The organism is Bacillus sp. CHD6a (genome assembly GCF_001293645.1).
GTDB lineage: Bacteria > Bacillota > Bacilli > Bacillales > Bacillaceae_I > Sutcliffiella_A.
Window position 1 is genome coordinate 121,235 of record NZ_LBMD01000006.1, and the last position, 25,578, is coordinate 146,812.

Here is a 25,578-nt window from a genome sequence, read left to right on the forward strand (position 1 = left end):
TATGACTACACCTACAAAAATGTATCTGGAAATCGTCAAAAAAATTCGGGCCATCATTGTAGCAGACGGCTTGAAAGCGGGCGACAAGATTCCTTCCGAGCGTGAACTGTCCGACAGATTAAATGTTGGACGGTCCTCTGTTCGAGAAGCACTACGGGCTTTGGAGCTTTTAGGGCTTATAGAAACAAGACGTGGTGAAGGAACATTCATCAAAGATTTTAAAGAGCACCATTTAGTAGAACTATTGGGAACGTTCATTTTGGAGCAGGACAAGACCAAAAATGATTTGTTAGAAACCAAACTGGAGATAGAAAAATCATGCATCCAGCTATTTATGCAAAAAGCTTCTGTGAAAGACTATGAGAAACTGAGAGAAATGCTTTCAGCTCCCACATCCAGAACAGATCTTTTCAAAGGGATTGTGACGATTGTAGACAACAGTTTGATGCTAAGAATTTGGACGCTTGTCAATAGTTATGCACGTATAATCTCTCAGGATAATATGATAGAGAGTGATGTATTAGAAGCGTTACTAGAGGCGATGAGAGAGAAGAAAACGGAACAAGTGAAAAAGCTATTTGAAAATCATTTTGCGGAAATTGTCGATAAAAAGTAGACAAGAATCTACAACATCCTTCGTAGAGTTTCCGTTACATTAACAGTATGAGTATAGAGGTAAGTAAAGGAATTTGTTTATTGAAATAATGTTAACAGCCTTACTTACCTATATTTTGACCTGTTATTAGTACCAAATACCAAAACTAAGTAATAAGTTTCTGGATTAAAGGGAGGTTCTGTTGTTTTGTTGAAGGATTTGTTCTCAAAGAAGAAAAAGTACGCATCCATTCCATCGGAACAAGCAAATCAAGATGTACCAGAAGGAATTATGACAAAATGTCCAAGCTGTAAAAAAATAATGTACACAAAAGAGTTAATGAAAAATTTGAAGGTCTGTCTACACTGCGGCCATCATCATCCCATGAATGCAAAAGAAAGAATTCAAAGCTTATTAGATAGTGGCAGCTTTACCGCATATGATGTGGACATGGTTTCTGAAAATCCTCTTAATTTCCCAAACTATTTGGAGAAACTAGAAGGAGACCGCAAGAAAACCGGAATCAATGAGGCAGTTGTAACTGGTGAGGGGACGATTAATAGTTTTCCGCTTGTTGTTGCAGTTATGGATTCTACTTTCCGAATGGGAAGCATGGGCTCGGTAGTTGGTGAAAAAATTACCCGTGCCATTGAAAAGGCAAAAGAGAAGAGAGTGCCATTCCTTATATTCACTGCTTCTGGTGGTGCAAGAATGCAGGAAGGTGTTTTAAGTTTGATGCAAATGGCGAAAACTAGTAGTGCCCTGAAACTTCATAGTGACAGTGGCGGGTTAATCATTTCAGTGATGACTCATCCAACTACAGGTGGTGTATCTGCAAGTTTCGCTTCATTAGGAGATTATAATTTTGCAGAACCGAAAGCCTTGATTGGATTTGCCGGTAGACGGATCATCGAGCAGACGATTCGGGAGGATCTTCCGGAAGACTTTCAAACGGCGGAATTTTTATTGAAATGTGGTCAACTGGATGCTGTTATTCCTCGTCTTGAGTTAAAAGAAACCTTAACAAATGTATTAGATATACACCAGGGAGGAGGGGAGACGAGATGGTAGGAGAAATGGAATTCGAAAAACCGGTTGTAGAACTTCGCAAGAAAATAGGTGAATTAAAAGAGTTCACGAAAAACAGCGACATGGATCTAACTAGTGAAATTGAGAAACTCGAAGTAAGATTAGAAAAGCTAGAATCAGATATCTATGGAAACTTGAGTCCGTGGGATCGTGTCCAAATAGCCAGACATCCCGAACGCCCCACCACGTTGGATTATATTGAACGTGTTTTCACAAATTTTTTAGAATTACATGGAGACCGATACTATGGCGACGATGAAGCAATTGTAGGTGGAATAGGAAAATTTGACGGCGTACCTATCACCATTATCGGGCATCAACGTGGGAAAGATACGAAAGAAAATATTCGCAGAAATTTCGGCATGCCGCATCCGGAAGGTTATCGCAAAGCATTAAGATTGATGTATCAGGCAGAGAAATTCAACCGTCCTATCGTGTGCTTCATTGATACGAAGGGTGCTTACCCTGGAAAAGCGGCCGAAGAGCGTGGACAAAGCGAAGCCATTGCCAAAAACCTGTTTGAAATGGCGGGTTTGAAAGTGCCGGTTATTTGTATTGTCATTGGTGAAGGAGGAAGCGGCGGAGCCCTTGCACTTGGTGTCGGGAATCATGTTCACATGCTGGAGAACTCTACTTACTCTGTTATTTCGCCAGAAGGAGCTGCGGCTATTCTTTGGAAAGATGCCGGTCTCGCCAAGAAAGCAGCTGAATCTATGAGAATTACTGCACCTGATCTGCACGATTTAGGAATTATTGATAAGATTATTCCAGAAGCTAAGGGCGGGGCCCACAAAAATGTAGATGTACAAGCAAAAGGAATAAAAGAGATCTTAAAAGAATCCCTTCAAGATCTTATGCCACTGACGGCAGAAGAATTAATCGAACACCGTTATGCAAAATATAAACGAATTGGTGCATTCACGTTTAAAGAGCAGCTTAAGCCGGAAAAGATCAACCAGTAGGTGGTCTCGAAGATATTCCAAAAACAACACAAAAGAAACTTCAGCAGGAGGGAATAGGTTATTTTCCTCCTGTTTTCTTTTGGATAGGAAGGAATAAGCTGGGTATCTTAATGGAAGAGCTAAATGTTTGAATTCCTATTGAATATACAGGTATACATAATAAAATTGACCAAAATGTCAACAATGGAAAATGATAGCGCATCCAAAACATTTCATCGACAATTTTCAGTTGTTTTCGACATACCTTCATGTTAATTTTGAATAAAGAGGCTTTACATGGTACTCATTTTTCTAATAAAATATATGTTTGGGTATACGTTTATAGGTAAATTAGCTCAAGAGGTGAAAATAGAATGAAACGAATAGGCGTTCTAACAAGTGGTGGAGATGCACCAGGTATGAATGCTGCGGTCCGTGCAGTAGTAAGAAAGGCTATTTTTCATGACATCGAGGTATTCGGAATCTATCGTGGTTATGCTGGATTGATTGATGGAGATATCAAAAAACTTGAAATAGGTTCTGTTGGTGATATCATCCATCGAGGTGGAACGATGTTATATTCTGCGAGATGCGAAGAATTTAAAACAATAGAAGGTCAACTTAAGGGAATCGAAAACCTGAAAAAGCATGGCATAGAAGCGTTAGTTGTAATTGGTGGGGACGGTTCTTATCAAGGTGCCAAAAAATTGACGGAACATGGCTACCCATGTATTGGTGTGCCGGGTACGATTGACAACGACATTCCAGGTACTGACTTTACAATTGGTTTTGATACGGCGCTAAATACAGTTATCGATTCCATAGATAAAATTCGTGACACTGCCACATCTCATGAGCGTACATACGTGATTGAAGTGATGGGACGCCATGCGGGAGATATCGCACTATGGGCAGGTCTTGCAGGCGGTGCGGAAACCATACTCATCCCTGAAGCCAAGGATGATATGCAAGAAGTGATTGCAAGACTGAAACGCGGAACAGAACGAGGTAAAAAGCATAGTATCATCGTCGTAGCTGAAGGAGTAGGCAGCGGAGTGGAATTCGGAAAGAAGATCGAAGACGAGACAAATTTCGAAACCCGAGTAAGTGTACTTGGACACATCCAACGCGGTGGATCACCAACGGCTTTTGATAGAGTTTTGGCAAGTCGTTTAGGTGCACGTGCAGTAGAATTACTTATGGATGGTAAAGGCGGCAGATGTGTGGGTATACAAAGTAATGTGTTAGTTGATCACGACATCATTGAAGCACTTTCTAGAACACACACAATTGATGAGAAGATGTACAACCTATCTAAAGAGCTTTCCATTTAGTATGTTAAGCACATTGGAATCGTTTTCATTACCAGGTTATCTGAGGCTATCGATGGTGTAATGCCACTCTATTGCTTTATAATATAAAAGGACGAAATGAAAAGAACGGTATATAACTAGGAGGAAATTTTACATGAAAAAAACCAAGATTGTTTGTACGATTGGACCAGCTAGTGAAAGTGTCGAAACGTTAATTCAGCTAATGGAAGCAGGGATGAATGTTACCCGTCTGAACTTTTCACATGGTGACTATGAAGAGCATGGAGCTCGTATCCGCAATATCCGTGAAGCGGTAGAACGCACAGGGAAAAATGTTGCGATTCTTTTGGATACGAAAGGTCCGGAAATCAGAACACATACAATGCAAGAAGGTGCAATTGAATTAGTACAAGGAAATGAAATTATTATCTCTATGGAAGAAGTAATTGGGACTACTGAAAAGTTCTCCATTACTTACCCAGGACTGATGGAAGACGTACATCCAGGTTCCCGTATACTTTTGGATGACGGTCTGATCGGGTTGGAAGTTCTTGAAGTAGGAAACAACGAAATCAGAACGAAAATTTTAAACTCTGGTACGTTGAAAAACAAAAAAGGCGTGAACGTTCCAGGAGTAAAAGTGAACCTTCCTGGAATTACCGAAAAAGATGCAAACGACATTCGTTTTGGAATTGAGCAAGGTGTTGATTTCATTGCAGCATCTTTCGTACGCCGTGCGTCTGATGTTCTTGAAATTCGTGAGTTACTGGAAGCACATGATGCTACAGATATTCAAATCATTCCTAAAATTGAAAACCAAGAGGGTGTTGACAACATCAACGAAATTCTGGAAGTTTCCGACGGCCTAATGGTGGCTCGTGGGGATCTTGGGGTAGAAATCCCTGCTGAAGAAGTTCCTCTTGTGCAAAAAGAACTAATTAAAAAATGTAATCTTGCTGGAAAGCCTGTCATTACAGCAACTCAAATGCTTGATTCCATGCAACGCAACCCACGTCCAACTCGCGCAGAAGCAAGTGACGTAGCGAACGCAATTTTTGATGGAACAGACGCTATCATGCTTTCTGGTGAAACAGCTGCTGGGTTATACCCGATTGAAGCCGTTCAAACCATGCACAACATCGCTTCTCGTGCAGAACAGGCGTTAGCATACGGAGAAATTCTTACAAAGCATAGCAAGCAAGCTGCACTGACTGTTACAGACTCCATTGGTCAATCTGTTGCTTACACGGCAATCAGCTTGGATGTTTCAGCAATCGTGACACCAACAGAAAGTGGACATACTGCACGCATGATCTCCAAGTATCGTCCAAAAGCACCGATTGTTGCTGTTACTTCTTGTGAGGCGGTTTCCCGTAAACTTGCACTAGTTTGGGGCGTGTATCCACGCATCGGTCGACAAGCAACTTCTACAGACGAAATGCTAGAAGTTGCTGTTGAAGAATCATTAAACACAGGTATCGTTTCCCACGGAGATCTGATTGTGATTACAGCAGGCGTTCCGGTTGGAGAAAAAGGTACAACGAACCTGATGAAAATCCATGTAGTTGGTGATGTTCTTGCAAGTGGACAAGGCATCGGCAGAAAATCTGCATACGGAAAAGTCGTTGTTGCAAAAACAGCAGAAGAAGCTGCTGAAAAAATGACACACGGAGCTATTTTCGTAACTACTGGTACTGATAAAGATATGATGCCATCATTAGAAAAAGCATCTGCACTTATCACAGAAGAAGGCGGTTTGACTAGTCACGCTGCTGTAGTCGGGTTAAGCCTTGGCATTCCTGTCATCGTTGGAGTAGAAGAAGCTACTTCTATTTTAAAAGACGGTCAAGAAATCACGGTTGATTCTTCTCGAGGTACCATTTATACAGGTCACGCAAACGTATTATAAGATAAGACATAAACCCCTCTTTCTGGCATATGCTTGGAGAGGGGTTTGTTTATATTAGAGTAATTTTTTCATATTTGCTATAATGGATTGGTAGGTTGTTTTTACTAGAAATGGGGTTGTCCTATTATGTTCAGAATTTTATTAGCGTTGATAATAGTTGTTCCAGCACTTGAAATATGGCTTCTTATTACGGCAGGAAGATTAATAGGTCCGATACCAACAATCATATTAATTATTCTTACTGGTGTCTTAGGCGCATGGTTAGCGAAATACCAGGGGGTTTCTGCTCTTAGAAGTGCCCAACAGAAAATGAACAGCGGACAGATGCCTGGTGATGTTATTATAGATGGTTTATGTATCTTAGTTGGTGGTGTGGTTCTTTTAACTCCCGGATTTATCACAGATGCGATCGGGTTTGCCTTACTCTTGCCACCAACAAGGAATTTGATTAAACCTTCGATTATACGTGCAATCAGAAACAGAATGGATCGCGGACAATTTATTGTCATTAACAGAAGATAAAAAGAAAGCAATGGATCCTATTAGTTTGGGGGAAATAAAATGAAGCATTGGTTGAAAATCTTGCTAGTATTGACATTGGTTTTGTCTGGCCTTACTTTATCGAATGTTGTACAAGCTGCCGGCGAAGAAGATGAAGAGGAAAGCATCAATGAAAAATTTGGCCTTCCCATTGTCGTTTACGGTGGAACCTTAAATGATGATCAAAAACAGGAAGTGCGCGAACATCTAGATGTGAAAAATCCTGAAATGGTTGAAGAAATTACGGTAACGGGAGAAGACCTTGTTACCTATATTGAAGGAGAAGACAGAAATGCTCGTATGTTTTCTTCTGCTAAAATTACCAGAAAAGAAAAAGGGGAAGGGCTTGTCATTAAAAGAGCCACTCCTGAAAACATCACACAAGTAACAGATGATATGTATGCTAATGCACTATTGACTGCAGGGATTGAGGATGCAGAGGTTATCGTTGCATCTCCAGTGAAAGTTAGTGGTCATTCCGCACTTGTAGGTATATACAAAGCTTATGAAGTAAGCGGAGAATCACTGAATAAAGACCGCATGGAAGTGGCAAACGAAGAATTGTCCATTGCAACTAAACTTGCAGAAGAAGAAGGCATGGATAGTGAAAAAGTCAGTGAATTGCTCACAGAGATCAAAAAGCAGATTGCAGAGCAAAACCCTGCAACGAGAGAAGATGTTGAGAAGATTGTAGAAGAACAATTAGCTAAGTTGAATATAGAATTAAGTGAAGAAGACCGACAGCTGTTAATTGATCTTTTTGAAAAAATGCGTGAGTTGAATATCAACTTTGATAGTGTGAAAACTCAGCTAGAGCAAATTTCTACAGACATTAAAAATAAGATTGATGAAGTGGTAGGAAATGAAGGTTTCTGGCAGGGAGTTCAGGATTTTTTCCGTAACTTGTTTCAGTCTATTGCTGATTTATTTAAATAATACTACATGAAAAAGGCTGCCCTTTGTGGGTGGCCTTTTTTGGGTGATTGGCTAAAACGTGTTGATTTCCGTTCCAGGCGCTTCGCTTTTTATTAGATACCCAGGTGAGGTTTAATTTGCGATCATATATTTAGGTCTATTTCTTTGTAAAAAGCGATAAAATCGAGAAGGGGGGATTTTCATGCTTGAAAAATTTGTAGATCCACTTCCGATTATGAAAACCATTCAACCCATATGTATCCTAAACCAAGTACCTTACTATGAGATAAATATGGTTCAATCGCTGAAAAAGCTTCACAGAGATTTACCTCCTACGAAAATATGGGGGTACAATGGAGAGTTTCCTGGACCAACCTTCAGGGTTTGGAAAAATCGACCGATCCATGTATTGTGGAAAAATGAACTGCCGCTTAAACACTTTCTCCCAATAGATACTACCATTCATGGAGCAGAAAAAAACAAACCGGAAGTCCGGACCGTAGTCCATCTTCACGGTGGTGTGACTCCTGATACAAGTGATGGCTATCCGGAGGCCTGGTTTACTCGAGGATTCAAACAAGTTGGATCGTACTTTACCAATCAGCTATATACCTATCCTAATATCCAGGATGCAACAGCCTTATGGTACCATGACCATGCAATGGGCATTACCCGCTTAAATATCTATGCTGGTCTTGTTGGTTTTTATTTAATTTATGATGAAGAAGAACAACGGCTGAATCTGCCAAAACAACCTTACGAGATTCCTTTGCTTATCCTAGATCGATCTTTTCAAGCAGATGGCGCACTATATTATCCTGCACAACCAGATCCGCCTAACCCTGAAATGAACCCGTCCGTGTTACCGGACTTCTTTGGTGATACCATTTTGGTAAACGGAAAGATATGGCCTTATCTCGACGTGGAGCCTCGTCTCTATCGGTTTCGTATTCTGAACGGCTCTAATTCCCGTTTTTATCGACTGTCTTTTTCAAACGGGATGCCATTCATTCAAATCGGTTCCGATCAGGGACTATTGGCGCATCCTGTAGAAGTTCCTTCATTACTTTTGGCCCCAGCGGAGAGAGGGGATGTCCTAGTGGATTTTTCGTCTTCCAGTGGAGAGTTAATTACAATAAGGAACGATGCCGAGTCGCCTTTTCCTCAAGGTGAAAGACCAAATCCAGAAACGACCGGATCTATCATGCAAATTCGTGTAATTAAAAAGTTGAAAGACCAAGATATTGGTAGCCTACCTTTTCGTTTGAAATATATTCCAAATTTAAAAGAAAGTCCTAATAAGAAAATCAGAAATTTATTACTTTCTACGAGACCGGATCAGTACGGGCGCTCCATTCACTTGTTAGACGATCGCCTTTGGATGGATCCTATTACGGAAACCCCTACTTTATGGAGTACTGAGATTTGGAGTTTCATTAATGTAACTAATGCTACGCACCCGATTCACTTACACTTGGTACGTTTTCAAATTCTCGATCGGCAGCCCTTTGATGGAGAATTGTATGAAAAAGAAAAGAAAATTGTTCCTACTGGTCCCAGACAACCCCCAGATACGAATGAACAAGGATGGAAAGATACAGTACGGGCAAATCCTAAAGAAATAACCCGCATCATTGTCCCGTTTGCTCCATTCAGCGGGTTGTACGTATGGCACTGTCATATTCTGGAGCACGAAGACTATGAAATGATGCGTCCTTATTATGTTCTGCCTAGATAGTAGAAGGTATAAATAAATTACGTAAGAACAGATCCCGTTCCGTATCGTATTATCTGAAGTGTTTTTTGAAATAAACAGGTGTATAAACCTTTGTGTCAAGTTCCTAATTCTCTAAACTCTAACCTCAAACAAAAGAGGATCCTTGATTTTTTCCATATTATCATTCACTATTAAAGTTCTTGAGTGAGTCCCAAGGTATATATAGACGGTTATGGAAGCAAAGATACTAGAATTGCTCAACAAAATATATGCAATAGATTTTAGTGAGATAGAATTAGTAACAAATGAAGTGTATCAGTGTACTACAATACAGGGTAACTTCTTCGCTAGAATAACGAACTATAAAACATATGATGAACAGTTAGAAGAAGTTACTTATACAAATTTTCTATAATTGGAGAATCGCCATCTACAGCAAATACTTTTAAAAAATTACGTTCAAATCTGAGCGTGATTTTTTATATTAAATGAAAATAAAAGATTGAGTTTATCACTTGTTTTTGAAATAATTGGTATAAAACAATCGGTCAGGATTGTGGAATAATTAGCCAACTTTGTACTAAAGAAAATGAAGCATTGGGGTGATTTAGATATATGGATACGAATGCTTTATTCTATAAAATTCAAAAGGAAAGTGTTACCACGGAAGATTATATTAAATGGTCCCATTTCTTATTAGCGAATCAAATTTCAACTCCAACTTTAAATATTATTTCTTCATTATCATTTAATGAAAACATCTTTGAAGTAGAGGACCTTTTTAAGAGGGCTTCAAAAGAAATCGGAATACAAGTACCCAACTTTGACACCAGTGCAAGAGCCTACATAGCTTATTTAGCAAAAAATATCATAAAGGTTACAAATAGCCCTAAGATTTTTGATTTAGCTGATAAGATCTATCGAATTGTTGTAGAATTGCAATATCCTGAAGCATTGATGGAGTGGTATAACATTAGCGAAATGATTGACCAGCTTAAATATGACGATGTAACTTTAGAATTTAATAATGACGATGTAATATTAAAGATTAAAAAAGAGGCTAAATTAATCTCAAAATAAATTTTATTAAGCTAACTAGGAGCTTTTCTGGATGACTTGGAGTTTTTACTTTAATCAAAGATCTTCAGCAATCTAGGAGCAATTATGGAAGTGGTGCACTAGTCTAAGTAGCTATGTTTATTGTTAGTGGGAGGGCTTATTATGATACTGTTTTTTGCTTTTATAGGTTGGATTTTTATTATGTTAATTGAAGTTATTTGGCTAATCAACGATATTTCAGGTGGTGGCAGAAACATAGAGGTGATTTATGTTACTATTATTATTTCTTTAGTTGTGGGGGCGACTGGACTTAATCTATATAGTAAACAAATAAGCAAATGACTAACTAGTACAGTGAAAGGACGCGATCCATCTAAAGGGATTAGCGTCTTTTTTATTTTTGTTGCATGATAATCTGATGCTGTATCGGATATTTATATTTTAACAAAGTTCTAATGAGCTGCTCCATCCTTAAGAAGATGTATAGTTAAAGGTTCAGTTGCACAAATCCAATATCGTGAGTTAGCATATAAGCATTTCTTTGATGAGCATAAACAAGCGGACTTTCATGATGTGTTTATAAGATTATTTACTCTAAGTGTAAGAATATTTCATGGAAATACACAATTATTGTTCTTTGTTATTAAAAAGAATATTAAAATAATTTTAAAATTTCTAATAAATTTGTTGTATAATATTTACTACAAGACAACTTTGTTATACATCAGGAATTAACTGGAGAGGAGGTAGCTTTGCAACCAACAACGATTGAGCGCTCGCTCACAATAAAAAAGCTAGGAGGAATTATATGGGGGCTTATCAAAAAGAAGTATGGTTTACGATCGGAATGACTGCGCTATTTTTACTAGCTGGTAACATGGGACTAATCTTTACTATTTTCCCTGTTGAAGGTAATCTGTTTGGTTTCCCAATAATGTATATTGTTCCTGTTGTTGTAGGATGGTTTGGAGTTGTGCTTTTAACAATTGTTGCAGGTAAAATCGGCAATAAAATTGATGCGGCTATTGAAACAGAGGATAAGCAAAACCTGCAGCATAAAGCTAGTTTGGACAAGGAGGTTGGGTAAATGGACCAAACCTGGCAAATGGAAAATCCAATTATTGGGCTTATAGTTGTAGCACTTACCTTTATATTATTTTATGTAATTAGCTGGATTTCAAACAGGAGAAGTAAATCTGTTGAAGATTTATATGTGGCTGGAGGTGGAGTGGGAGCAATCACGAACGGCCTTGCAATGGCTGCTACATATATGAGTTTGGCAACTTTTCTAGGAGTTACCGGGCTAATTCTAAATTTAAAAATACCATTCATATTTTTATGGATTCAATTGATATTGGCAATCCCATTAATAACAATTATCTATGGTACAAGCCTGAGAAGAATGGGCGCTTTTTCACCTGCACACTTTGTTAAAGAAAGATATGGGAAATCCGCAGCTGTCATAGTTGCTCTATGGATGATTTTAATTTCCATCATGTATGCATTGGGGCAAATGATTGGAATAGCAAAGACATTTGAAATGCTATTTGGCATTCCTTATATGACAGGATTATTTGTCGGCGGGCTATTGATTACAGGCTATGTAACTATCGGAGGAATGAGAGGGGCTACGAACAATGCCGCAGTCCAAATGGTCATTATTGCTCTCATGTTTGTCATACCGCTAGGTGCAATTATGAAGGCAATGGGCTCTTCTGGCTGGTTTTTCCCTCCGCTATTGTATGCAGATATGGTGCCTGCAATGTTGAAAGCGGTTCCAGACTTTTTTGATTATCAATTTGATGCGAAATGGTATTTTGCCCTCATTCCGGCAATGACTCTTGGTTCTTTAGGTTTACCTCATCTAGCCATGCGCATCTACACTGCTTCAAGCCTTAAAAGTGCTCGCCAGGCAATGGTTTGGTTTGCTTTAGTTCTTGGGTTTGTTTTCTCGGCAACTTATACAATGGGGTTTGCTGGTGTGTTCTATAATAGCTCCAACGGCAATTTGATTTCGGCTGCCGACGCTGACAAACTTACCATCATTCTTAATCTTGTTTATAATCCTGAATGGGTGACAGCTTTGGTGATTGCAGGTGCAATATCTGCCGGTGTTTCCACTTTAAGCGGTAACCTGTTAGCAATCGGCGCTCTTTTATCACAAGATATTTTTGCAACTTTATTACCAAATATTACTTCTAAAACGAAGGTGCGTTTGGGATACGCAGCCATTGCTTTAGGAGGAATAATAAGCGTTTTGCTTGCTGTAAAACCTCCTGCCTTTCTTGTAGTGAGTATTCTATGGGCTTTTGGCCTTGCAGCGGTTACGAATGCTCCGATAATTTTGATGGGAGTTTGGTGGAAGGGAGCCAATAAATATGGGGCCATTGCATCTGTAGTCATTTCAGGAGCCATTTATGTTATTGTTTCTCCTTTTGTATTTCCGAGTATTGTTGTGAGCGGCCATGGTCTGACAGACAGTTTAGGTGTATCGGGAGCTATGCTATGTGTGCCAATCGCTTTCATTATTTTAGTGGTAGTTTCCATGATTACAAACAAAATGCCTTCTCTGCAAAATAAATTAACCACACGAGAAGACCACAAATTGATTGAACGTATTCACGGATGGAGCGATGTGAATCCAGCCAGATATAATAGCCTGACTGGTGCTATTATTGTGGTAATCGCTAGTGCATTGACCTTAATTTGGGCCTTGACACCTTGGCAATTCTAACAAAAAGGAGAAGGGTTTTTCATTCCTTCTCCTTTTCTGTCAAAGGAGGGAGATAAATGAATAAGCTGTCATCTATTTTTCAAGCGATTTTTTTAGATAAGGAAGCGGCAGAAAAGCTTGCTTCCAGTGAGGCATATAACAAATGGGCATTTATTTTTACATTTGTCGTTGGCATCTGTTATGGATCGGTAATCTACTTGAGAGTGCCGGAAGAATATCTTACATTTGACTCTTCCATTTTGCAATCAGCTGTCTACCTATTCCTCCTCCTTTCAGGAACAGGGATGGTGTATCTCACCAGACTAGGCCTTACTCTTTTATTGTGGGCAGGAGGAAAAGCATTTGGCGGTCAGGGGTTTATGGGGATCATAAACCGACTTACCGCGTTTGCCCTTGTTCCTTCAATTGTAGGTTTACCATCGATTGTTGCATTAAGCACAGGTGAAGAGTTATCAATTATATTAACAATTCTTCTGGTAATCTCTTTATTATGGATGTACTTTGTTTCTGTGCGTTTTCTTCAAATATCCCAAAAACTGAATGCATGGAGAGCGTATGGCGCTGTTTTGATTGCTTTTTTATTCTTTTCAAGTGTTTATTATTTAATCCTGCCACCTGCTGTCTAATATGAGAATAATGTTTACATGGCCCTCACAAAATGTGGGGGTCTTTAGTATGTAAATAAAAATAACCTGCTTTTACTAAAGGTGCTTACAAATGCAATAGTGAAAGGCGTTTTCAAGTCTTGCCCGACACCTGGAATTAAACAATCTAGGAGTGAGTGCAGCATAGCTTATCGCTATTTACGGCAGAATAAATTGCATGTTACATAGAGGAATAAGGCAGGACTGGGGAATGAATTTTTACAGGGAGGTTAAATGAAGAAAATTTTTCACGAGTATTATTAATGCAATGATGATTAGCGTAAGGATGATTATAAAAAAGCGCTAATGTTCCAGATGATTCCTATGAAATTAGCTGGGAGCTATAATTTACAGTACCTTAACGTAATTTCTAGCTGTGGATTGGAACGCAAATGGCAAAGACACCAGCAGGGGAATAACGGTAGATTGAGACCCCGCAGCATAGCCAAGAGGCTCAAGCACCGTCCTGCGGAAAGAGCAGCTGAATTAACCTTACAACCAAAATCAGACCACCCTATTCTTCCCCATGATGAATAGATAAATATCTTTTATGACACCAGCATTCCAAAGTGTGTTGAAGATAACTACTGTTACTGGCCCGACAATCAGGCCAAGAAAACCTATCAACTGAAAACCGACAAATAAACTTACTAATGTCGCCAAAGGATCAAGGCCAATGCTAGATGATAATATCTTTGGTTCCATCAACTGACGCTGCACGATGACAATTAAATAAAGGACTCCAAGTCCAATAGCTAATGGTAAATTTCCACTAATGGCTAAAAAAATAATCCATGGAACAAAAATGAGCCCTGTTCCAAGATACGGAATCAAATCTACCAATCCAATGATTAAGGCAACGGTAATGGCGTATTCAACCCGTAATATTAATAGTCCAATTAATACAATGATGGTAGTGATAGAAATCAGCGTGGCCTGTGCCCGCATGAAACCAAAAAAGGCCTTTTTTAAGCTTACAAACACTTTTGTTAGACTGCCTTGTGCCTTAATTGGTGTAATTTTTTTTAGTCTTCCTTTAAGTTTGTACCAATCCTTGCTGATGAAAAAAGTTGCCAATAAGGAAAAAATTAAGACAGTCGCAACACTTGGAATCCATGTGATGAGTTTTGGTAGATTAGTTAAAAAGGATTGGATGAATTCACCGACTGTACTGGCAACCGTTGCACCAATATTCTCAATGTTTGTCAAGAGGGACTGTTGTTGATCCTCTTCCAAACTATGAAACATGGTACTGACCTGCTGGAACAAAGGAAGGATTTTAGTTACAACAAATTGTTCGACATACACCACCAAGGTTTCAAAATGTCCAGGCACTACCTTTGCCAAATATTCCGTACCGGAGACAATCTCAACAATTAACAAAGTGACCACGCCAACAACCGTTGCAAACAAGGCCATGATGGAGAGGAAAACGGCTAAACTTCTAGGAAGTCTTCCGTTCTTTTCTAGTAAATTTACGAGCGGGTTGATTAAGAAAGCTAAAACTAATGCGATGATGAAAGGATAGGCAATGGAGAAAAGATAGTAAAATGAAACAAGACCAATCGTGATGATGAGAAGCACAAGAAGGAGACGAAAAACGATATGTACATAATTCCAATTCAATCATAACACCCCTTATGAGTACCGGAATTCCCTTACTCCATATTTTACAACCAGACTTATTGTTTTCATAGTTTTATATTTAAAAATTAGGAAAATTCTGTACGGTCTCATTTCTTTTTCTTTCGTATTTTATTATGGTAGTATGGAAAAAGGGTCTGGTTTTGGAAGGATGAAACAGAATGATAAGTCAAGCTACCGTGTTTTTACTAATACTTCTATTAATCGGCTTTATTGCAAAGAATCCATCGTTGATGTTTGCTGTTGCAGTATTGCTTGTTATAAAAGTTATTGGACTGGATAATAAAGTATTCCCTTATTTGCAGTCTAAAGGAATTAACTGGGGAGTAACAATCATAACCATTGCTGTGTTAGTTCCGATTGCTACAGGAGATATAGGTTTTAAGCAATTACAAGAAGCGTTAAAGTCTTCCTATGCGTGGGTGGCTTTAGGGGCTGGTATAGCTGTTGCGCTGATTGCAAAGAGCGGGTTAACATTGCTTGCCAACGATCCGCATATTACAACGGCCTTGGTTTTTGGTACTATCCTCGCGGTTTCTTTATTTAATGGAGTGGCTGTAGGCCCATTGATTGGCGCAGGGATAGCTTATCTAGCAATGAAGGTAGTGGAGTATTTCACATAGGGGATGTTTCACAAATTATTTTTTCGTAATAATATTTTTTGCAGGACTTTCGTTCTTTTCATTCACAAAAGTCAGATAATTGTTTATAATAGGGACAAGGACACTTCCTTCCTACTTAGCAAGAGAAACATTGTTCGCCGAAAATGCGCGCACACCCATGAACATAGTGGATATGGCGCTTATTTTTTTGAATGGAAATGTAAGCATTTTCTTAGTTTGCTAGATTCTGAATTAATGAATTACTCTTAATTTTTATACAGATCATTAATTTTTTATCATTATGGTGAGCAAGCGTTCGGGTGGACAATGGTAGATAAGGATTTGAAGAAATTTTCACATAAAGGAGAGGTTTGAAATGACAACAACTAAAGGTCTTGAAGGAATTGTAGCAACAACTTCGGCTATCAGTTCCATTATTGACGACACACTAACGTATGTTGGCTACAACATTGATGACTTAGCAGATCATGCTAGCTTCGAAGAGGTAATCTATCTTTTATGGCATCAGAAATTGCCTAACAAGCAAGAATTGACTTTACTGAAGAAAGAATTAGCAGAAAATGCTGCACTTCCTGATGAAGTCATCAATCACTTTAAAACTTATCCAATTGATAAAGTTCACCCTATGGCTGCTTTACGTACGGCAGTATCATTACTAGGTCTTTACGATGCGGAAGCAGATAATATGGATCCGGAAGTAAATTACCATAAGGCTGTTCGTCTGCAAGCTAAAATGCCGACAATTGTGACAGCGTTCTCAAGAATCCGTAAAGGGTTAGACCCAATTGCTCCAAGGACTGATCTTGGCATGGCAGCTAATTTCTTATACATGTTAACTGGTGAAGAGCCGTCTGAAGTTGCGATTGAAGCATTCAATAAAGCATTAGTTCTTCATGCTGATCATGAGTTAAATGCATCAACTTTCACTGCACGTGTATGTGTTGCGACATTATCTGATGTCTATTCTGGTGTTACTGCTGCAATCGGAGCGTTAAAAGGTCCATTGCATGGTGGAGCAAACGAAGCGGTTATGAAGATGCTTTCTGAAATTGGAGAAGTGGAAAACGCGGAAAGCTATATCCGTGAAAAGCTTGCTAATAAAGAAAAAATCATGGGCTTCGGTCACCGTGTATATCGTCAGGGAGATCCTCGTGCAAAGCATTTGCGTGAAATGTCCGAGAAACTTACTCATTTGACAGGACAACCGAAATGGTATGATATGTCCGTAAAAGTGGAAGAAATCGTGACTTCTGAGAAACCGCTTCCACCTAATGTTGATTTCTACAGTGCATCTGTGTACCATTCATTAGGGATTGATCATGACTTATTCACACCAATCTTTGCTGTGAGCCGAGTATCCGGTTGGTTGGCTCATATCCTTGAGCAGTATTCCAACAACCGTCTGATTCGTCCTCGTGCAGACTATACAGGCCCTGGCAAACAGGACTATGTACCACTCGAAAAACGTAGCTAAGGGTACTTTACGCTACAACAAGATACATTGATTGAATTTTTGCTATAATACTAGGGGAGGGGTAATCCCTTTCCCAAACATCTAATGTCATTATATTTCTTAGGAGGTTTTTACTTTGACACAAGGAACAAAAATTACCGTTACAGATGGCGTATTAAACGTACCTAACAACCCGATTATTCCATTTATTGAGGGAGATGGAATTGGTCCTGACATTTGGGCATCTGCATCACGTGTTTTAGAAGCAGCTGTTGAAAAAGCATATAATGGTGAAAAGGAAATTGTTTGGAAAGAAGTATTGGCTGGAGAAAAAGCATTCAACCAAACTGGTGAATGGTTGCCAAGTCAAACACTTGATGATATCCGTGAGTACATAATTGCAATCAAAGGACCTCTGACTACACCGGTCGGTGGCGGAATCCGTTCTCTTAACGTTGCATTACGTCAAGAGCTGGACCTTTTCACGTGCTTACGTCCTGTTCGTTATTTCCAAGGAGTTCCTTCTCCTATTAAACGTCCAGAAGACACTGACATGGTTATTTTCCGTGAAAACACAGAAGATATCTATGCTGGAATTGAGTATGCAAAAGGCTCTGAGGAAGTAGAAAAGCTAATCAACTTCCTTCAAACGGAAATGGGAGTGAACAAAATCCGTTTCCCTGAAACTTCTGGTATCGGAATCAAGCCGGTATCTGAAGAAGGTACTTCCCGTCTTGTTCGTGGTGCAATTAATTATGCAATTGAGCATGGCCGCAAATCTGTAACACTAGTACACAAAGGAAACATCATGAAGTTCACTGAGGGTGCTTTTAAAAACTGGGGTTACGAGCTAGCTGAAAAAGAATTCGGCGATAAAGTATTCACTTGGGCACAATATGACCGTATCGCGGAAGCGGAAGGTAAAGATGCTGCGAATAAAGCTCAAGAAGCTGCAGAAGCAGAAGGCAAGATCCTAGTGAAGGATTCCATTGCTGATATTTTCTTACAACAAATTCTTACTCGTCCAAAAGAGTTCGATGTTGTTGCCACAATGAATCTTAATGGTGACTACATCTCTGATGCACTTGCTGCACAAGTAGGTGGAATCGGAATTGCTCCAGGAGCGAACATTAACTATGAAACTGGTCATGCAATTTTCGAAGCTACACACGGTACTGCTCCTAAATATGCTGGTCTTGATAAAGTAAACCCATCTTCTGTTATCCTTTCTGGTGTATTAATGCTTGAGCACCTTGGCTGGACAGAAGCTGCTAAACTTGTCGTAGATGCAATGGAAAAATCCATCGCTTCTAAAGTAGTAACTTACGACTTTGCACGTCTAATGGACGGCGCAACAGAAGTAAAATGCTCCGAGTTTGGTGACGAACTAATTAAAAACATGTAATTTTAAAAAAAGCAAAAACTCTCGATGGGTTTTTGCTTTTTGAAAATAAGTTACTGTTAAACCATATACTTCAGCTGTTGATTGAAGCACAGGACGAAGACTCCTGAGGGAGATAGCGCTAGGTGGAGACCCCGCAGGCGAAGCCGAAGGAGGCTCTCGTCAGCCCCTAGGAAAGCGGAGTCCAGTGCGTAAATCAACATGCGGAGTAAGAGTTGTCCATTAATAGGTTAGGGAGGAATGAACATGACAATGAGACGTAAAAAGGTATCGGTAATCGGTGGAGGTTTTACAGGAGCAACCACTGCATTCTTACTAGCGCAAAAAGAACTCGCAGACGTTGTACTTGTAGATATCCCGCAAATGGAGAACCCTACTAAAGGGAAAGCTTTAGATATGTTAGAAGCAGGTCCTGTTCAAGGATTTGATGCAAACATTACAGGAACATCCAACTATGAAGATACAGCCAATTCTGATATCGTTGTCATTACAGCTGGAATTGCCCGCAAACCAGGTATGAGCCGTGACGATCTGGTAACGACAAACCAAAACATCATGAAAAGTGTCACAAGAGAAGTGGTTAAACACTCTCCTGATTGCTATATCATCGTCTTGACAAACCCGGTAGATGCCATGACCTACACTGTGTTTAAAGAGTCCGGCTTCCCGAAAAACCGTGTTATCGGTCAATCAGGAGTGTTAGATACAGCTCGTTTCCGCACATTTGTGTCACAGGAATTAAATCTTTCAGTGAAAGATGTTACTGGCTTCGTTCTCGGAGGTCATGGTGATGACATGGTGCCGCTTGTTCGCTACTCGTATGCAGGTGGAATTCCGCTAGAAACATTGCTTCCGAAAGATCGCTTAGACGCAATTGTGGAAAGAACAAGAAAAGGCGGCGGGGAAATCGTTAACCTGCTTGGTAACGGTAGTGCCTATTATGCTCCTGCAGCATCGATGGTTGAAATGGTGGAAGCGATCCTGAAAGATCAACGCCGAATTCTACCTTCCATCGCCTATCTTGAAGGAGAATACGGACACGACGGAATCTACCTTGGTGTACCAACAATCCTTGGTGCTGGCGGTATCGAAAAAATCATCGAACTAGAGCTAACAGAAGATGAAAAAGCAGCACTCTCCAAATCCGTCGAATCCGTCAAAAACGTCATGAACGTCCTATCTTAAAACTTTAAAGAAGATGTAGAAAGTATTAAGGACATCTAGCTGGTGATTGGAGCTTAGGGCGAAGACTCCTAAGGGAGATAGCGCTAGCTGGAGACCCCGCAGACCCCGCAGACTTGCTGAGGAGGCTCCAGCAGCGCCCCTAGGAAAGCGAAGCCCTAGGTGGAAATCACCAGTGGTGTATCACAGAAAAATGTAACTAACTCGGGGAATTCTTTCCCCGAATTTTTATCACACTATTGTAAACGGTTACAATAAACAAGGGGTATTTTCCAACATCATCAGGGGGTGTATGTATGTTACTAGGCAAAAAGAGAAAACTCGGAAGAAAACTCGCAGAAATCCAAGTGGGAGAAAAGCTTGAGCTAACCGAAAAAATAGAAGACAAAGACCTATTATTATATCTTGGGTTAACGAATGATGCCAACCCACTCTATATTCAGCACGACTACGCGTCCCAAACACCATTTAAAAAGCCAATCGTACCTAGCATCATGTTAACAGGGATTATTACATCCGCTGTGTCCAAATATTTACCTGGTCCAGGAAGTCATGTCGTTCACCAAGATATTACTTTTCCAAAACCAGTCTACCATTATGGAAGTGTTCAATTTCTTTTTGAAGTGGTGGAGATCAACGACAAAGACCATTGCATTGTAATGAGTGTTCATGGTACCAATGAAGAAAATCATACTGTTGCGAAAGGCTCCATCACAGTTTGTCCTCCTCACCGTCTTGAACCGATGGAGAGCAGTGCGATGGAAAACTTCTAAAAAGAGCTTAGGCTCTTTTTTATTTTGTTAACAAAATCTTAGGTTGGCCACTTTAACTGAAAGCTTTTCTTTATTGTGATGAATAATGAATACGTGTAAAATGGAAAAGTAATGATAGAGAAAAAATAGAATTGGAAGTTGGATGAACAACAAAATGGGTTTTCCAAAACAGTTTGGTGGAGGAAAAGAATGAATAAAAAGATTCTTATTGTAGATGATGAACAATCAATCGTGACATTATTACAGTATAATTTACAGCAAGCAGGCTACGATGTTTCCGTTGCGATGGACGGAGAAGAAGGTCTGAATAAGGCAATGGAAGAACGATTTGATATGATTGTGCTAGATCTTATGCTTCCAAAAAAAGATGGAATAGAAGTGTGTAAAGAGTTAAGACAGCACAAAATACATACTCCAATTCTAATGCTTACTGCAAAGGATGATGAGTTTGATAAGGTGTTGGGACTAGAGTTAGGTGCGGATGATTATATGACTAAACCTTTCAGTCCAAGAGAAGTCGTAGCGAGGGTAAAGGCTATCCTCCGCAGAATGCAGCAGATGTCAGGTAACACAGAGACGCAGAAAGTAGAAGAGGACACTTCGGAAAAGATTGTTATTGGAGATGTAAAAATACTTCCTGAACACTATGAAGCCTATTTTCGCGATGAACGATTAGAACTTACGCCAAAGGAATTTGAGCTTTTGGTTTACTTATCGAAGAATAAGGGAAGAGTGTTGACTCGCGATCAACTGTTGAGTGCGGTGTGGAATTATGATTTTGCCGGAGACACTCGGATTGTGGATGTTCATATTAGTCACTTAAGGGAAAAAATAGAGACAGATACCAAAAAACCTACATATATAAAGACTATTAGAGGGCTGGGGTACAAGCTAGAGGAACAGAAATTACATGAATAGGTTCCGCTCAAGACTGCTCTTTGCACTCATCACCTTAATCATTGTGGTGCTTGTGTGCCTCGGGCTTTTGCTTGGTCAGCTCTTTAAAAGCTTTTATTTAAATACCTTTAATCAGAGGCTGATTAAAGAAACAGAACTGGTAACGATGCTGGTGGAAGAGGAGACCAGTGTGACACCTATACTGCAAAAACATCTGAATGATGTTAGTAACACTCTTGCGGCAAGGGTCAGCATTACTGATAAGGATGGCACGGTGTTATTTGAGACTACCGGGCCTACTGTTTCTGGGATTGATTCTCAGGAGGAAATTATTAAAGATGCCGTTCAAAAGAACAAGAATCGTGACAGGCTTTTTTATGAACAGAATGATGAAATGTATTATTACGGAAACACCATTACAAGAAATGGATCTAAAGATGGTTATGTAATGCTAAGTACTCCAATAGATTCTCTCCAAAGAGTCAATCAACAGATTTGGGGACTATTAATTGCAAGCCTTGGTGCAGCGTTTGTGGTTATTTTGCTTCTTGGCGTAAAGATTACATCTCAATACACTAGACCGATTGAAGCGGCAACCAAGGTGGCAACGGAACTTGCCAAAGGAAACTATAAAGCTAGGACATTCGAGGAACATGTTGATGAAACAGGAATGTTAAGTCAATCCATCAACATTTTGGCACGTAATCTTCAAGATATGACTAAAGCGCAAGAAATGCAGCAGGATCGTCTCCGTACTCTTATTGAGAGCATGGGGAGTGGGTTGATATTAATTGATGGTAGAGGCTATGTAAATCTCATCAACCGTGCCTTTAAAGACACATTTGATGCAGATCCTGCTGAATATCTATATAGGTTATATTATGAAGCCATAGAGCAGATAGAAATTGTGTCGTTGATTGAAGAGATCTTTATGACCGAAGTGAGTTTAAGAAAGCAAATCTTGCTTCCATTAAAGATCGAACGCAGACACTTTGAAGTGTATGGAGCGCCAATCATTGGCATCAATGATGAGTGGAAAGGAATTGTCCTTGTGTTCCATGACATTACAGAATTGAAGAAGCTTGAGCAAATGAGAAAAGATTTTGTTGCAAATGTATCTCATGAGTTAAAAACGCCAATTACATCTATCAAAGGGTTTTCAGAAACATTGTTGGATGGAGCGATGAATGATAAAGATACATTGCAGTATTTCTTATCCATCATTCTTAAAGAAAGCGATAGACTGCAATCACTTATTGAAGATTTGCTGGATTTATCAAAAATAGAGAAACAAGGTTTTAAACTAAACCCGGAGTATGTAGAAATCAACGACCTGTTGGAAGAAATCTTTGTAATTTTGGAAGGAAAGGCAAGAGAAAAAGAAATAAATCTTGTTTTATCTCAACCTAAAAAAGGGTTGTATTTATTTGCGGATACCTCCAGGATCAAACAGGTTTTCATTAATCTTATTAACAATGCCATCGCTTATACATCAGCAGGTGGAGAAGTTATGGTAAAGGTAGAAGAAGTAGAAAATGAGGTAATCATTGTTGTATCTGATACTGGTATTGGGATGGAGCAGGATGAGATACCAAGAATCTTTGAGCGGTTTTACCGTGTGGACAAGGCAAGAAGTAGGAATTCAGGAGGAACGGGGTTAGGTCTTGCGATTGTGAAGCATATCGTGGAGGCCCATCATGGCAGTATTTCTGTTACGAGTGAATTGAATAAGGGGACTGCCTTTACGGTGAAGTTGTCTAAAGAAAACGAAGATTTACAATAGCTTTACATGTCTTTCATAGGTCCTTTACAAACCTTTGTTAATATATTCTATGAAAACCCCTTCATCCAAGGAGCCAATTTTGGAAAAGGAGAGAGCCCACCCTGCTCTCTCCTTTTTTCTGTTTAAAATTAAGAAAGTATATAATTCGGTTGATTTCCGTTCCACGCGTTTCACTTGCCTGCGCGCGTCTAGGAAAGCTCAGCCATTTGAGGAAATCAGCAGCGGTGCATAACCAAACAACTAAAAAACCATTTAAATAATGAAACCTTCTCCACCTTCATACGTATAAGTTATGGAGAACATAAAAAGGGGAGAATACAACTTTGATGAGTTTAAAGCGAATTTACACGACCGTTTTTCTTGTAATCCTTGCTGCTGTCATAGGGTCAGTTGCTTTAACGTCATGGTATACAGTAGATCAATCAGAACAAGCTGTGATTATGACATTTGGAAAAGTAGAAGAAGGAATCAGTGAACCAGGACTGCACTTTAAGATGCCTTGGCCAATACAAACAGTAGAGACAATGTCCAAGGAGACCTTTAGTTTACAGTTCGGTTATCAAGAAAAAGATGGAGAGTTAGTGGAATACACAAATGATACAAAAATGATAACAGGTGATGAAAATATCGTTATGGCAGATATGGTTGTCATGTGGAAGATTACAGATCCAGGAAAATACTTATTCAATAGCGATAATCCTCAGTCTGTCCTCTACAATGCTACATCTGCTTCTTTAAGAAGTATTATCGGAAGTACAGAAATAGATGAAGCATTAACCTCAGGAAAATCACAAATAGAAGTAGAAGTCTTCGATTTACTTACATCCTTAATGGAGACATATGATATTGGAATTTCGATTTCATCTGTTAATCTTCAAGATGTGGAATTACCTAATAAAGAGGTTCGTAAAGCATTTACAGATGTAACAGATGCGCGTGAAATGGAAAACACAAAGAACAATGAAGCAAAAAGATATCAAAACCAACGTCTAAATGAAGCAGAAGGGGAGAAAGACGCCATCATTTCCAAAGCAGAAGGGGAAAAGGCTGCAAGAATTGAGCGTGCTCGTGGAGATGTAGCTAAATTCAATTCTTTGTATAACGAATATGTGAACGCTCCGGAATTAACGAAAAAGCGTCTTATTTTAGAGACGATGGAAGAAGTCTTACCGTATGCCGAGATTTACATTATGAACGATGATGGCAACACGATGAAATATTTCCCGCTCAGAACCGAAAATGCAGCTCCAAAACCACCAGCGAACCCGGAAGGAAGTGGGAACAATGAGTGATCAAAACATTATCAATTTAGAAAAGAAAAAACCTGACTTGCAATGGAGATCCATTGTCCGCGGTGGGTTATTTGGAGCGGTGATACTTATTGTTTTTGGTGTGTTCCTTGCAAATGTATTTGTCGTAAAAGAAGGCGAATATAAGGTTGTTAGACAGTTTGGAGAAGTAGTGAAGATTGTGGAAGAGCCTGGTTTGAATTTCAAGACTCCGTTCATTCAATCCGTAACGACTGTCCCAAAATATCAAATGCTATATGATGAAGCCGGTGCTGAAATAAATACTCGCGACAAAAAACGAATGCTTATTGATAATTATGTAGTATGGCGAGTGGAAGATCCTCAATTGATGATTAGTAACCTAGCGAGTCTTGAGAATGCAGAAACCAAGATGTCTGAATTTGTTTTCTCTGTTGTCAGAACAGAACTTGGACAACTGAATTATGATGACATAATCAACGATGAAAAGTCTTCAAGAGGAAGCTTGAATGACAGAGTAACGGGTAGAGTAAATGAACTTTTAGAAAGAGATAATTACGGGATTGTCGTGACGGATGTGCGAATGAGAAGAACAGACCTGCCACCTGAAAATGAAGCTGCCGTGTTCACACGAATGATATCAGAGCGTCAATCAACTGCTCAAGAATACCTTTCTCGTGGAGATGCCGATAAAAACAGAATCATGGCAGATACAGACCGCGCAGTGAAAGAAATACTGGCGAAAGCTGAAGCGGATGCAGATACGATCCGCGGTCAAGGAGAAGGAGAAGCGGCTAAAGTCTACAATGAAGCATTCTCTAAGGATGCAGAATTCTATGAGCTTTACCGCACACTCGAGTCCTATAAAAAGACGATTGATGGAGAAACCGTCATCGTCCTTCCTTCCGACTCCCCATACGCCAAACTCCTAATGGGCGGAATGGAATAAGATGAGTGGATTGAAGCGAAAGGCCCTCGACTCCAGCGGGGGAGTAACGGTAGGTTGAGACCCCGCAGGCGTAGCTGAAGGAGGCTCAAGCACCCTCCCGCGGAAAGAGAGTGCCTGCAGCGGAAAGAAACGACCTAACTCAAAAGCG

23 protein-coding genes and 1 pseudogene are annotated in these 25,578 nt (G+C 39.6%); 23 read left to right on the forward strand and 1 reads right to left on the reverse strand.

Going from position 1 to position 25,578, the window contains the following annotated elements; translation table 11 throughout:
- Window position 1: 1 nt before the first annotated feature.
- The 14 genes and pseudogenes from AAV98_RS06690 to AAV98_RS06750 all read left to right on the forward strand — a co-directional run bounded on the left by AAV98_RS06690 (window position 2) and on the right by AAV98_RS06750 (window position 13,438).
- Entirely contained in the window at window positions 2-616 is a 615-nt protein-coding gene (locus AAV98_RS06690; protein WP_060664790.1) for a FadR/GntR family transcriptional regulator, read from the forward strand.
- A gap of 186 nt (window positions 617-802) precedes the next feature.
- Window positions 803-1,666: an acetyl-CoA carboxylase, carboxyltransferase subunit beta gene (gene accD / locus AAV98_RS06695; protein ID WP_060664791.1), complete on the forward strand. Its 864-nt coding sequence runs from the start codon at window positions 803-805 to the stop codon at window positions 1,664-1,666.
- A complete protein-coding gene (gene accA / locus AAV98_RS06700; protein WP_060664792.1) occupies window positions 1,660-2,646 on the forward strand; it encodes an acetyl-CoA carboxylase carboxyl transferase subunit alpha in 987 nt (328 codons plus the stop codon). The genes accD and accA overlap by 7 nt, the downstream gene beginning before the upstream one ends.
- 353 nt (window positions 2,647-2,999) lie before the next feature.
- Window positions 3,000-3,959: a 6-phosphofructokinase gene (gene pfkA / locus AAV98_RS06705; RefSeq protein ID WP_060664793.1), complete on the forward strand. Its 960-nt coding sequence runs from the start codon at window positions 3,000-3,002 to the stop codon at window positions 3,957-3,959.
- Window positions 3,960-4,092: 133 nt separating this feature from the next.
- Entirely contained in the window at window positions 4,093-5,847 is a 1,755-nt protein-coding gene (gene pyk / locus AAV98_RS06710; RefSeq protein WP_060664794.1) for a pyruvate kinase, read from the forward strand.
- A 126-nt stretch (window positions 5,848-5,973) separates the two neighbouring features.
- The gene (locus AAV98_RS06715; protein WP_060664795.1) at window positions 5,974-6,369 is read left to right on the forward strand and encodes an FxsA family protein; all 396 of its coding nucleotides are present in this window, start codon (window positions 5,974-5,976) and stop codon (window positions 6,367-6,369) included.
- A gap of 39 nt (window positions 6,370-6,408) precedes the next feature.
- Complete coding sequence (locus tag AAV98_RS06720) at window positions 6,409-7,323, forward strand: DUF1002 domain-containing protein (protein WP_060664796.1); 915 nt, start codon at window positions 6,409-6,411, stop codon at window positions 7,321-7,323.
- Between the two features lie 181 nt (window positions 7,324-7,504).
- The gene (locus tag AAV98_RS06725) at window positions 7,505-9,040 is read left to right on the forward strand and encodes a multicopper oxidase family protein (RefSeq protein ID WP_060664797.1); all 1,536 of its coding nucleotides are present in this window, start codon (window positions 7,505-7,507) and stop codon (window positions 9,038-9,040) included.
- Window positions 9,041-9,251: 211 nt separating this feature from the next.
- Window positions 9,252-9,431 (forward strand): annotated as a pseudogene (locus AAV98_RS20710) (protein kinase); the annotation flags it as partial.
- 203 nt (window positions 9,432-9,634) lie between these two features.
- On the forward strand, window positions 9,635-10,099 hold the full coding sequence (locus tag AAV98_RS06730; protein WP_060664798.1) for a hypothetical protein: 465 nt from the start codon (window positions 9,635-9,637) through the stop codon (window positions 10,097-10,099).
- Between the two features lie 141 nt (window positions 10,100-10,240).
- Window positions 10,241-10,420, forward strand: coding sequence for a hypothetical protein (locus tag AAV98_RS06735; protein ID WP_060664799.1), 180 nt, complete (start codon window positions 10,241-10,243; stop codon window positions 10,418-10,420).
- Between the two features lie 466 nt (window positions 10,421-10,886).
- Window positions 10,887-11,165, forward strand: a complete 279-nt coding sequence (locus AAV98_RS06740) for a hypothetical protein (protein WP_060664800.1) — start codon at window positions 10,887-10,889, stop codon at window positions 11,163-11,165.
- On the forward strand, window positions 11,166-12,812 hold the full coding sequence (locus AAV98_RS06745) for a sodium:solute symporter family transporter (protein ID WP_060664801.1): 1,647 nt from the start codon (window positions 11,166-11,168) through the stop codon (window positions 12,810-12,812). It begins immediately after the preceding gene.
- A gap of 56 nt (window positions 12,813-12,868) precedes the next feature.
- Window positions 12,869-13,438, forward strand: a complete 570-nt coding sequence (locus AAV98_RS06750) for a YIP1 family protein (RefSeq protein ID WP_060664802.1) — start codon at window positions 12,869-12,871, stop codon at window positions 13,436-13,438.
- 522 nt (window positions 13,439-13,960) lie between these two features.
- On the opposite strand, the gene ytvI is transcribed toward AAV98_RS06750, so the two are convergent.
- The gene (gene ytvI / locus AAV98_RS06755) at window positions 13,961-15,082 is read right to left on the reverse strand and encodes a sporulation integral membrane protein YtvI (RefSeq protein ID WP_060664803.1); all 1,122 of its coding nucleotides are present in this window, start codon (window positions 15,080-15,082) and stop codon (window positions 13,961-13,963) included.
- Window positions 15,083-15,261: 179 nt separating this feature from the next.
- Between ytvI and AAV98_RS06760 the strand changes: the two genes are divergently transcribed.
- The 9 genes from AAV98_RS06760 (at window position 15,262) to hflC (ending at window position 25,430) form a co-directional block, all read left to right on the forward strand.
- Window positions 15,262-15,723 carry a DUF441 domain-containing protein gene (locus AAV98_RS06760; RefSeq protein WP_060664804.1) on the forward strand — a complete coding sequence of 154 codons (462 nt, stop codon included), beginning with the start codon at window positions 15,262-15,264 and terminating at the stop codon, window positions 15,721-15,723.
- A gap of 355 nt (window positions 15,724-16,078) precedes the next feature.
- Window positions 16,079-17,197, forward strand: coding sequence for a citrate synthase (gene citZ / locus AAV98_RS06765; protein ID WP_060664805.1), 1,119 nt, complete (start codon window positions 16,079-16,081; stop codon window positions 17,195-17,197).
- Between the two features lie 115 nt (window positions 17,198-17,312).
- Window positions 17,313-18,581: an NADP-dependent isocitrate dehydrogenase gene (icd, locus tag AAV98_RS06770; protein ID WP_060664806.1), complete on the forward strand. Its 1,269-nt coding sequence runs from the start codon at window positions 17,313-17,315 to the stop codon at window positions 18,579-18,581.
- A 243-nt stretch (window positions 18,582-18,824) separates the two neighbouring features.
- On the forward strand, window positions 18,825-19,763 hold the full coding sequence (gene mdh / locus AAV98_RS06775; protein ID WP_060664807.1) for a malate dehydrogenase: 939 nt from the start codon (window positions 18,825-18,827) through the stop codon (window positions 19,761-19,763).
- Between the two features lie 293 nt (window positions 19,764-20,056).
- A complete protein-coding gene (locus AAV98_RS06780) occupies window positions 20,057-20,533 on the forward strand; it encodes a MaoC/PaaZ C-terminal domain-containing protein (RefSeq protein WP_060664808.1) in 477 nt (158 codons plus the stop codon).
- A 189-nt stretch (window positions 20,534-20,722) separates the two neighbouring features.
- Window positions 20,723-21,451 carry a response regulator transcription factor gene (locus AAV98_RS06785; protein WP_060664809.1) on the forward strand — a complete coding sequence of 243 codons (729 nt, stop codon included), beginning with the start codon at window positions 20,723-20,725 and terminating at the stop codon, window positions 21,449-21,451.
- Window positions 21,444-23,213 (forward strand): two-component system histidine kinase PnpS, encoded by a 1,770-nt coding sequence (gene pnpS / locus AAV98_RS06790; protein ID WP_060664810.1) that lies wholly within the window; start codon window positions 21,444-21,446, stop codon window positions 23,211-23,213. Before AAV98_RS06785 ends, pnpS begins: the two co-directional genes overlap by 8 nt.
- 326 nt (window positions 23,214-23,539) lie before the next feature.
- Window positions 23,540-24,505: an FtsH protease activity modulator HflK gene (hflK, locus tag AAV98_RS06795; protein WP_442853675.1), complete on the forward strand. Its 966-nt coding sequence runs from the start codon at window positions 23,540-23,542 to the stop codon at window positions 24,503-24,505.
- Window positions 24,498-25,430 carry a protease modulator HflC gene (gene hflC / locus AAV98_RS06800; protein ID WP_060664812.1) on the forward strand — a complete coding sequence of 311 codons (933 nt, stop codon included), beginning with the start codon at window positions 24,498-24,500 and terminating at the stop codon, window positions 25,428-25,430. Before hflK ends, hflC begins: the two co-directional genes overlap by 8 nt.
- Window positions 25,431-25,578 lie beyond the last annotated feature (148 nt).

Bases quoted from the DNA above. Each gene is read 5' to 3' on its own strand.
- AAV98_RS06690 (WP_060664790.1), top strand. From the start codon at position 2: ATGACTACACCTACAAAAATGTATCTGGAAATCGTCAAAAAAATTCGG.
- accA (WP_060664792.1), top strand. From the start codon at position 1,660: ATGGTAGGAGAAATGGAATTCGAAAAACCGGTTGTAGAACTTCGCAAG.
- pfkA (WP_060664793.1), top strand. From the start codon at position 3,000: ATGAAACGAATAGGCGTTCTAACAAGTGGTGGAGATGCACCAGGTATG.
- pyk (WP_060664794.1), top strand. From the start codon at position 4,093: ATGAAAAAAACCAAGATTGTTTGTACGATTGGACCAGCTAGTGAAAGT.
- AAV98_RS06715 (WP_060664795.1), top strand. From the start codon at position 5,974: ATGTTCAGAATTTTATTAGCGTTGATAATAGTTGTTCCAGCACTTGAA.
- AAV98_RS06720 (WP_060664796.1), top strand. From the start codon at position 6,409: ATGAAGCATTGGTTGAAAATCTTGCTAGTATTGACATTGGTTTTGTCT.
- AAV98_RS06725 (WP_060664797.1), top strand. From the start codon at position 7,505: ATGCTTGAAAAATTTGTAGATCCACTTCCGATTATGAAAACCATTCAA.
- AAV98_RS06730 (WP_060664798.1), top strand. From the start codon at position 9,635: ATGGATACGAATGCTTTATTCTATAAAATTCAAAAGGAAAGTGTTACC.
- AAV98_RS06735 (WP_060664799.1), top strand. From the start codon at position 10,241: ATGATACTGTTTTTTGCTTTTATAGGTTGGATTTTTATTATGTTAATT.
- AAV98_RS06740 (WP_060664800.1), top strand. From the start codon at position 10,887: ATGGGGGCTTATCAAAAAGAAGTATGGTTTACGATCGGAATGACTGCG.
- AAV98_RS06745 (WP_060664801.1), top strand. From the start codon at position 11,166: ATGGACCAAACCTGGCAAATGGAAAATCCAATTATTGGGCTTATAGTT.
- AAV98_RS06750 (WP_060664802.1), top strand. From the start codon at position 12,869: ATGAATAAGCTGTCATCTATTTTTCAAGCGATTTTTTTAGATAAGGAA.
- AAV98_RS06760 (WP_060664804.1), top strand. From the start codon at position 15,262: ATGATAAGTCAAGCTACCGTGTTTTTACTAATACTTCTATTAATCGGC.
- citZ (WP_060664805.1), top strand. From the start codon at position 16,079: ATGACAACAACTAAAGGTCTTGAAGGAATTGTAGCAACAACTTCGGCT.
- mdh (WP_060664807.1), top strand. From the start codon at position 18,825: ATGACAATGAGACGTAAAAAGGTATCGGTAATCGGTGGAGGTTTTACA.
- AAV98_RS06780 (WP_060664808.1), top strand. From the start codon at position 20,057: ATGTTACTAGGCAAAAAGAGAAAACTCGGAAGAAAACTCGCAGAAATC.
- AAV98_RS06785 (WP_060664809.1), top strand. From the start codon at position 20,723: ATGAATAAAAAGATTCTTATTGTAGATGATGAACAATCAATCGTGACA.
- pnpS (WP_060664810.1), top strand. From the start codon at position 21,444: ATGAATAGGTTCCGCTCAAGACTGCTCTTTGCACTCATCACCTTAATC.
- hflK (WP_442853675.1), top strand. From the start codon at position 23,540: ATGAGTTTAAAGCGAATTTACACGACCGTTTTTCTTGTAATCCTTGCT.
- hflC (WP_060664812.1), top strand. From the start codon at position 24,498: ATGAGTGATCAAAACATTATCAATTTAGAAAAGAAAAAACCTGACTTG.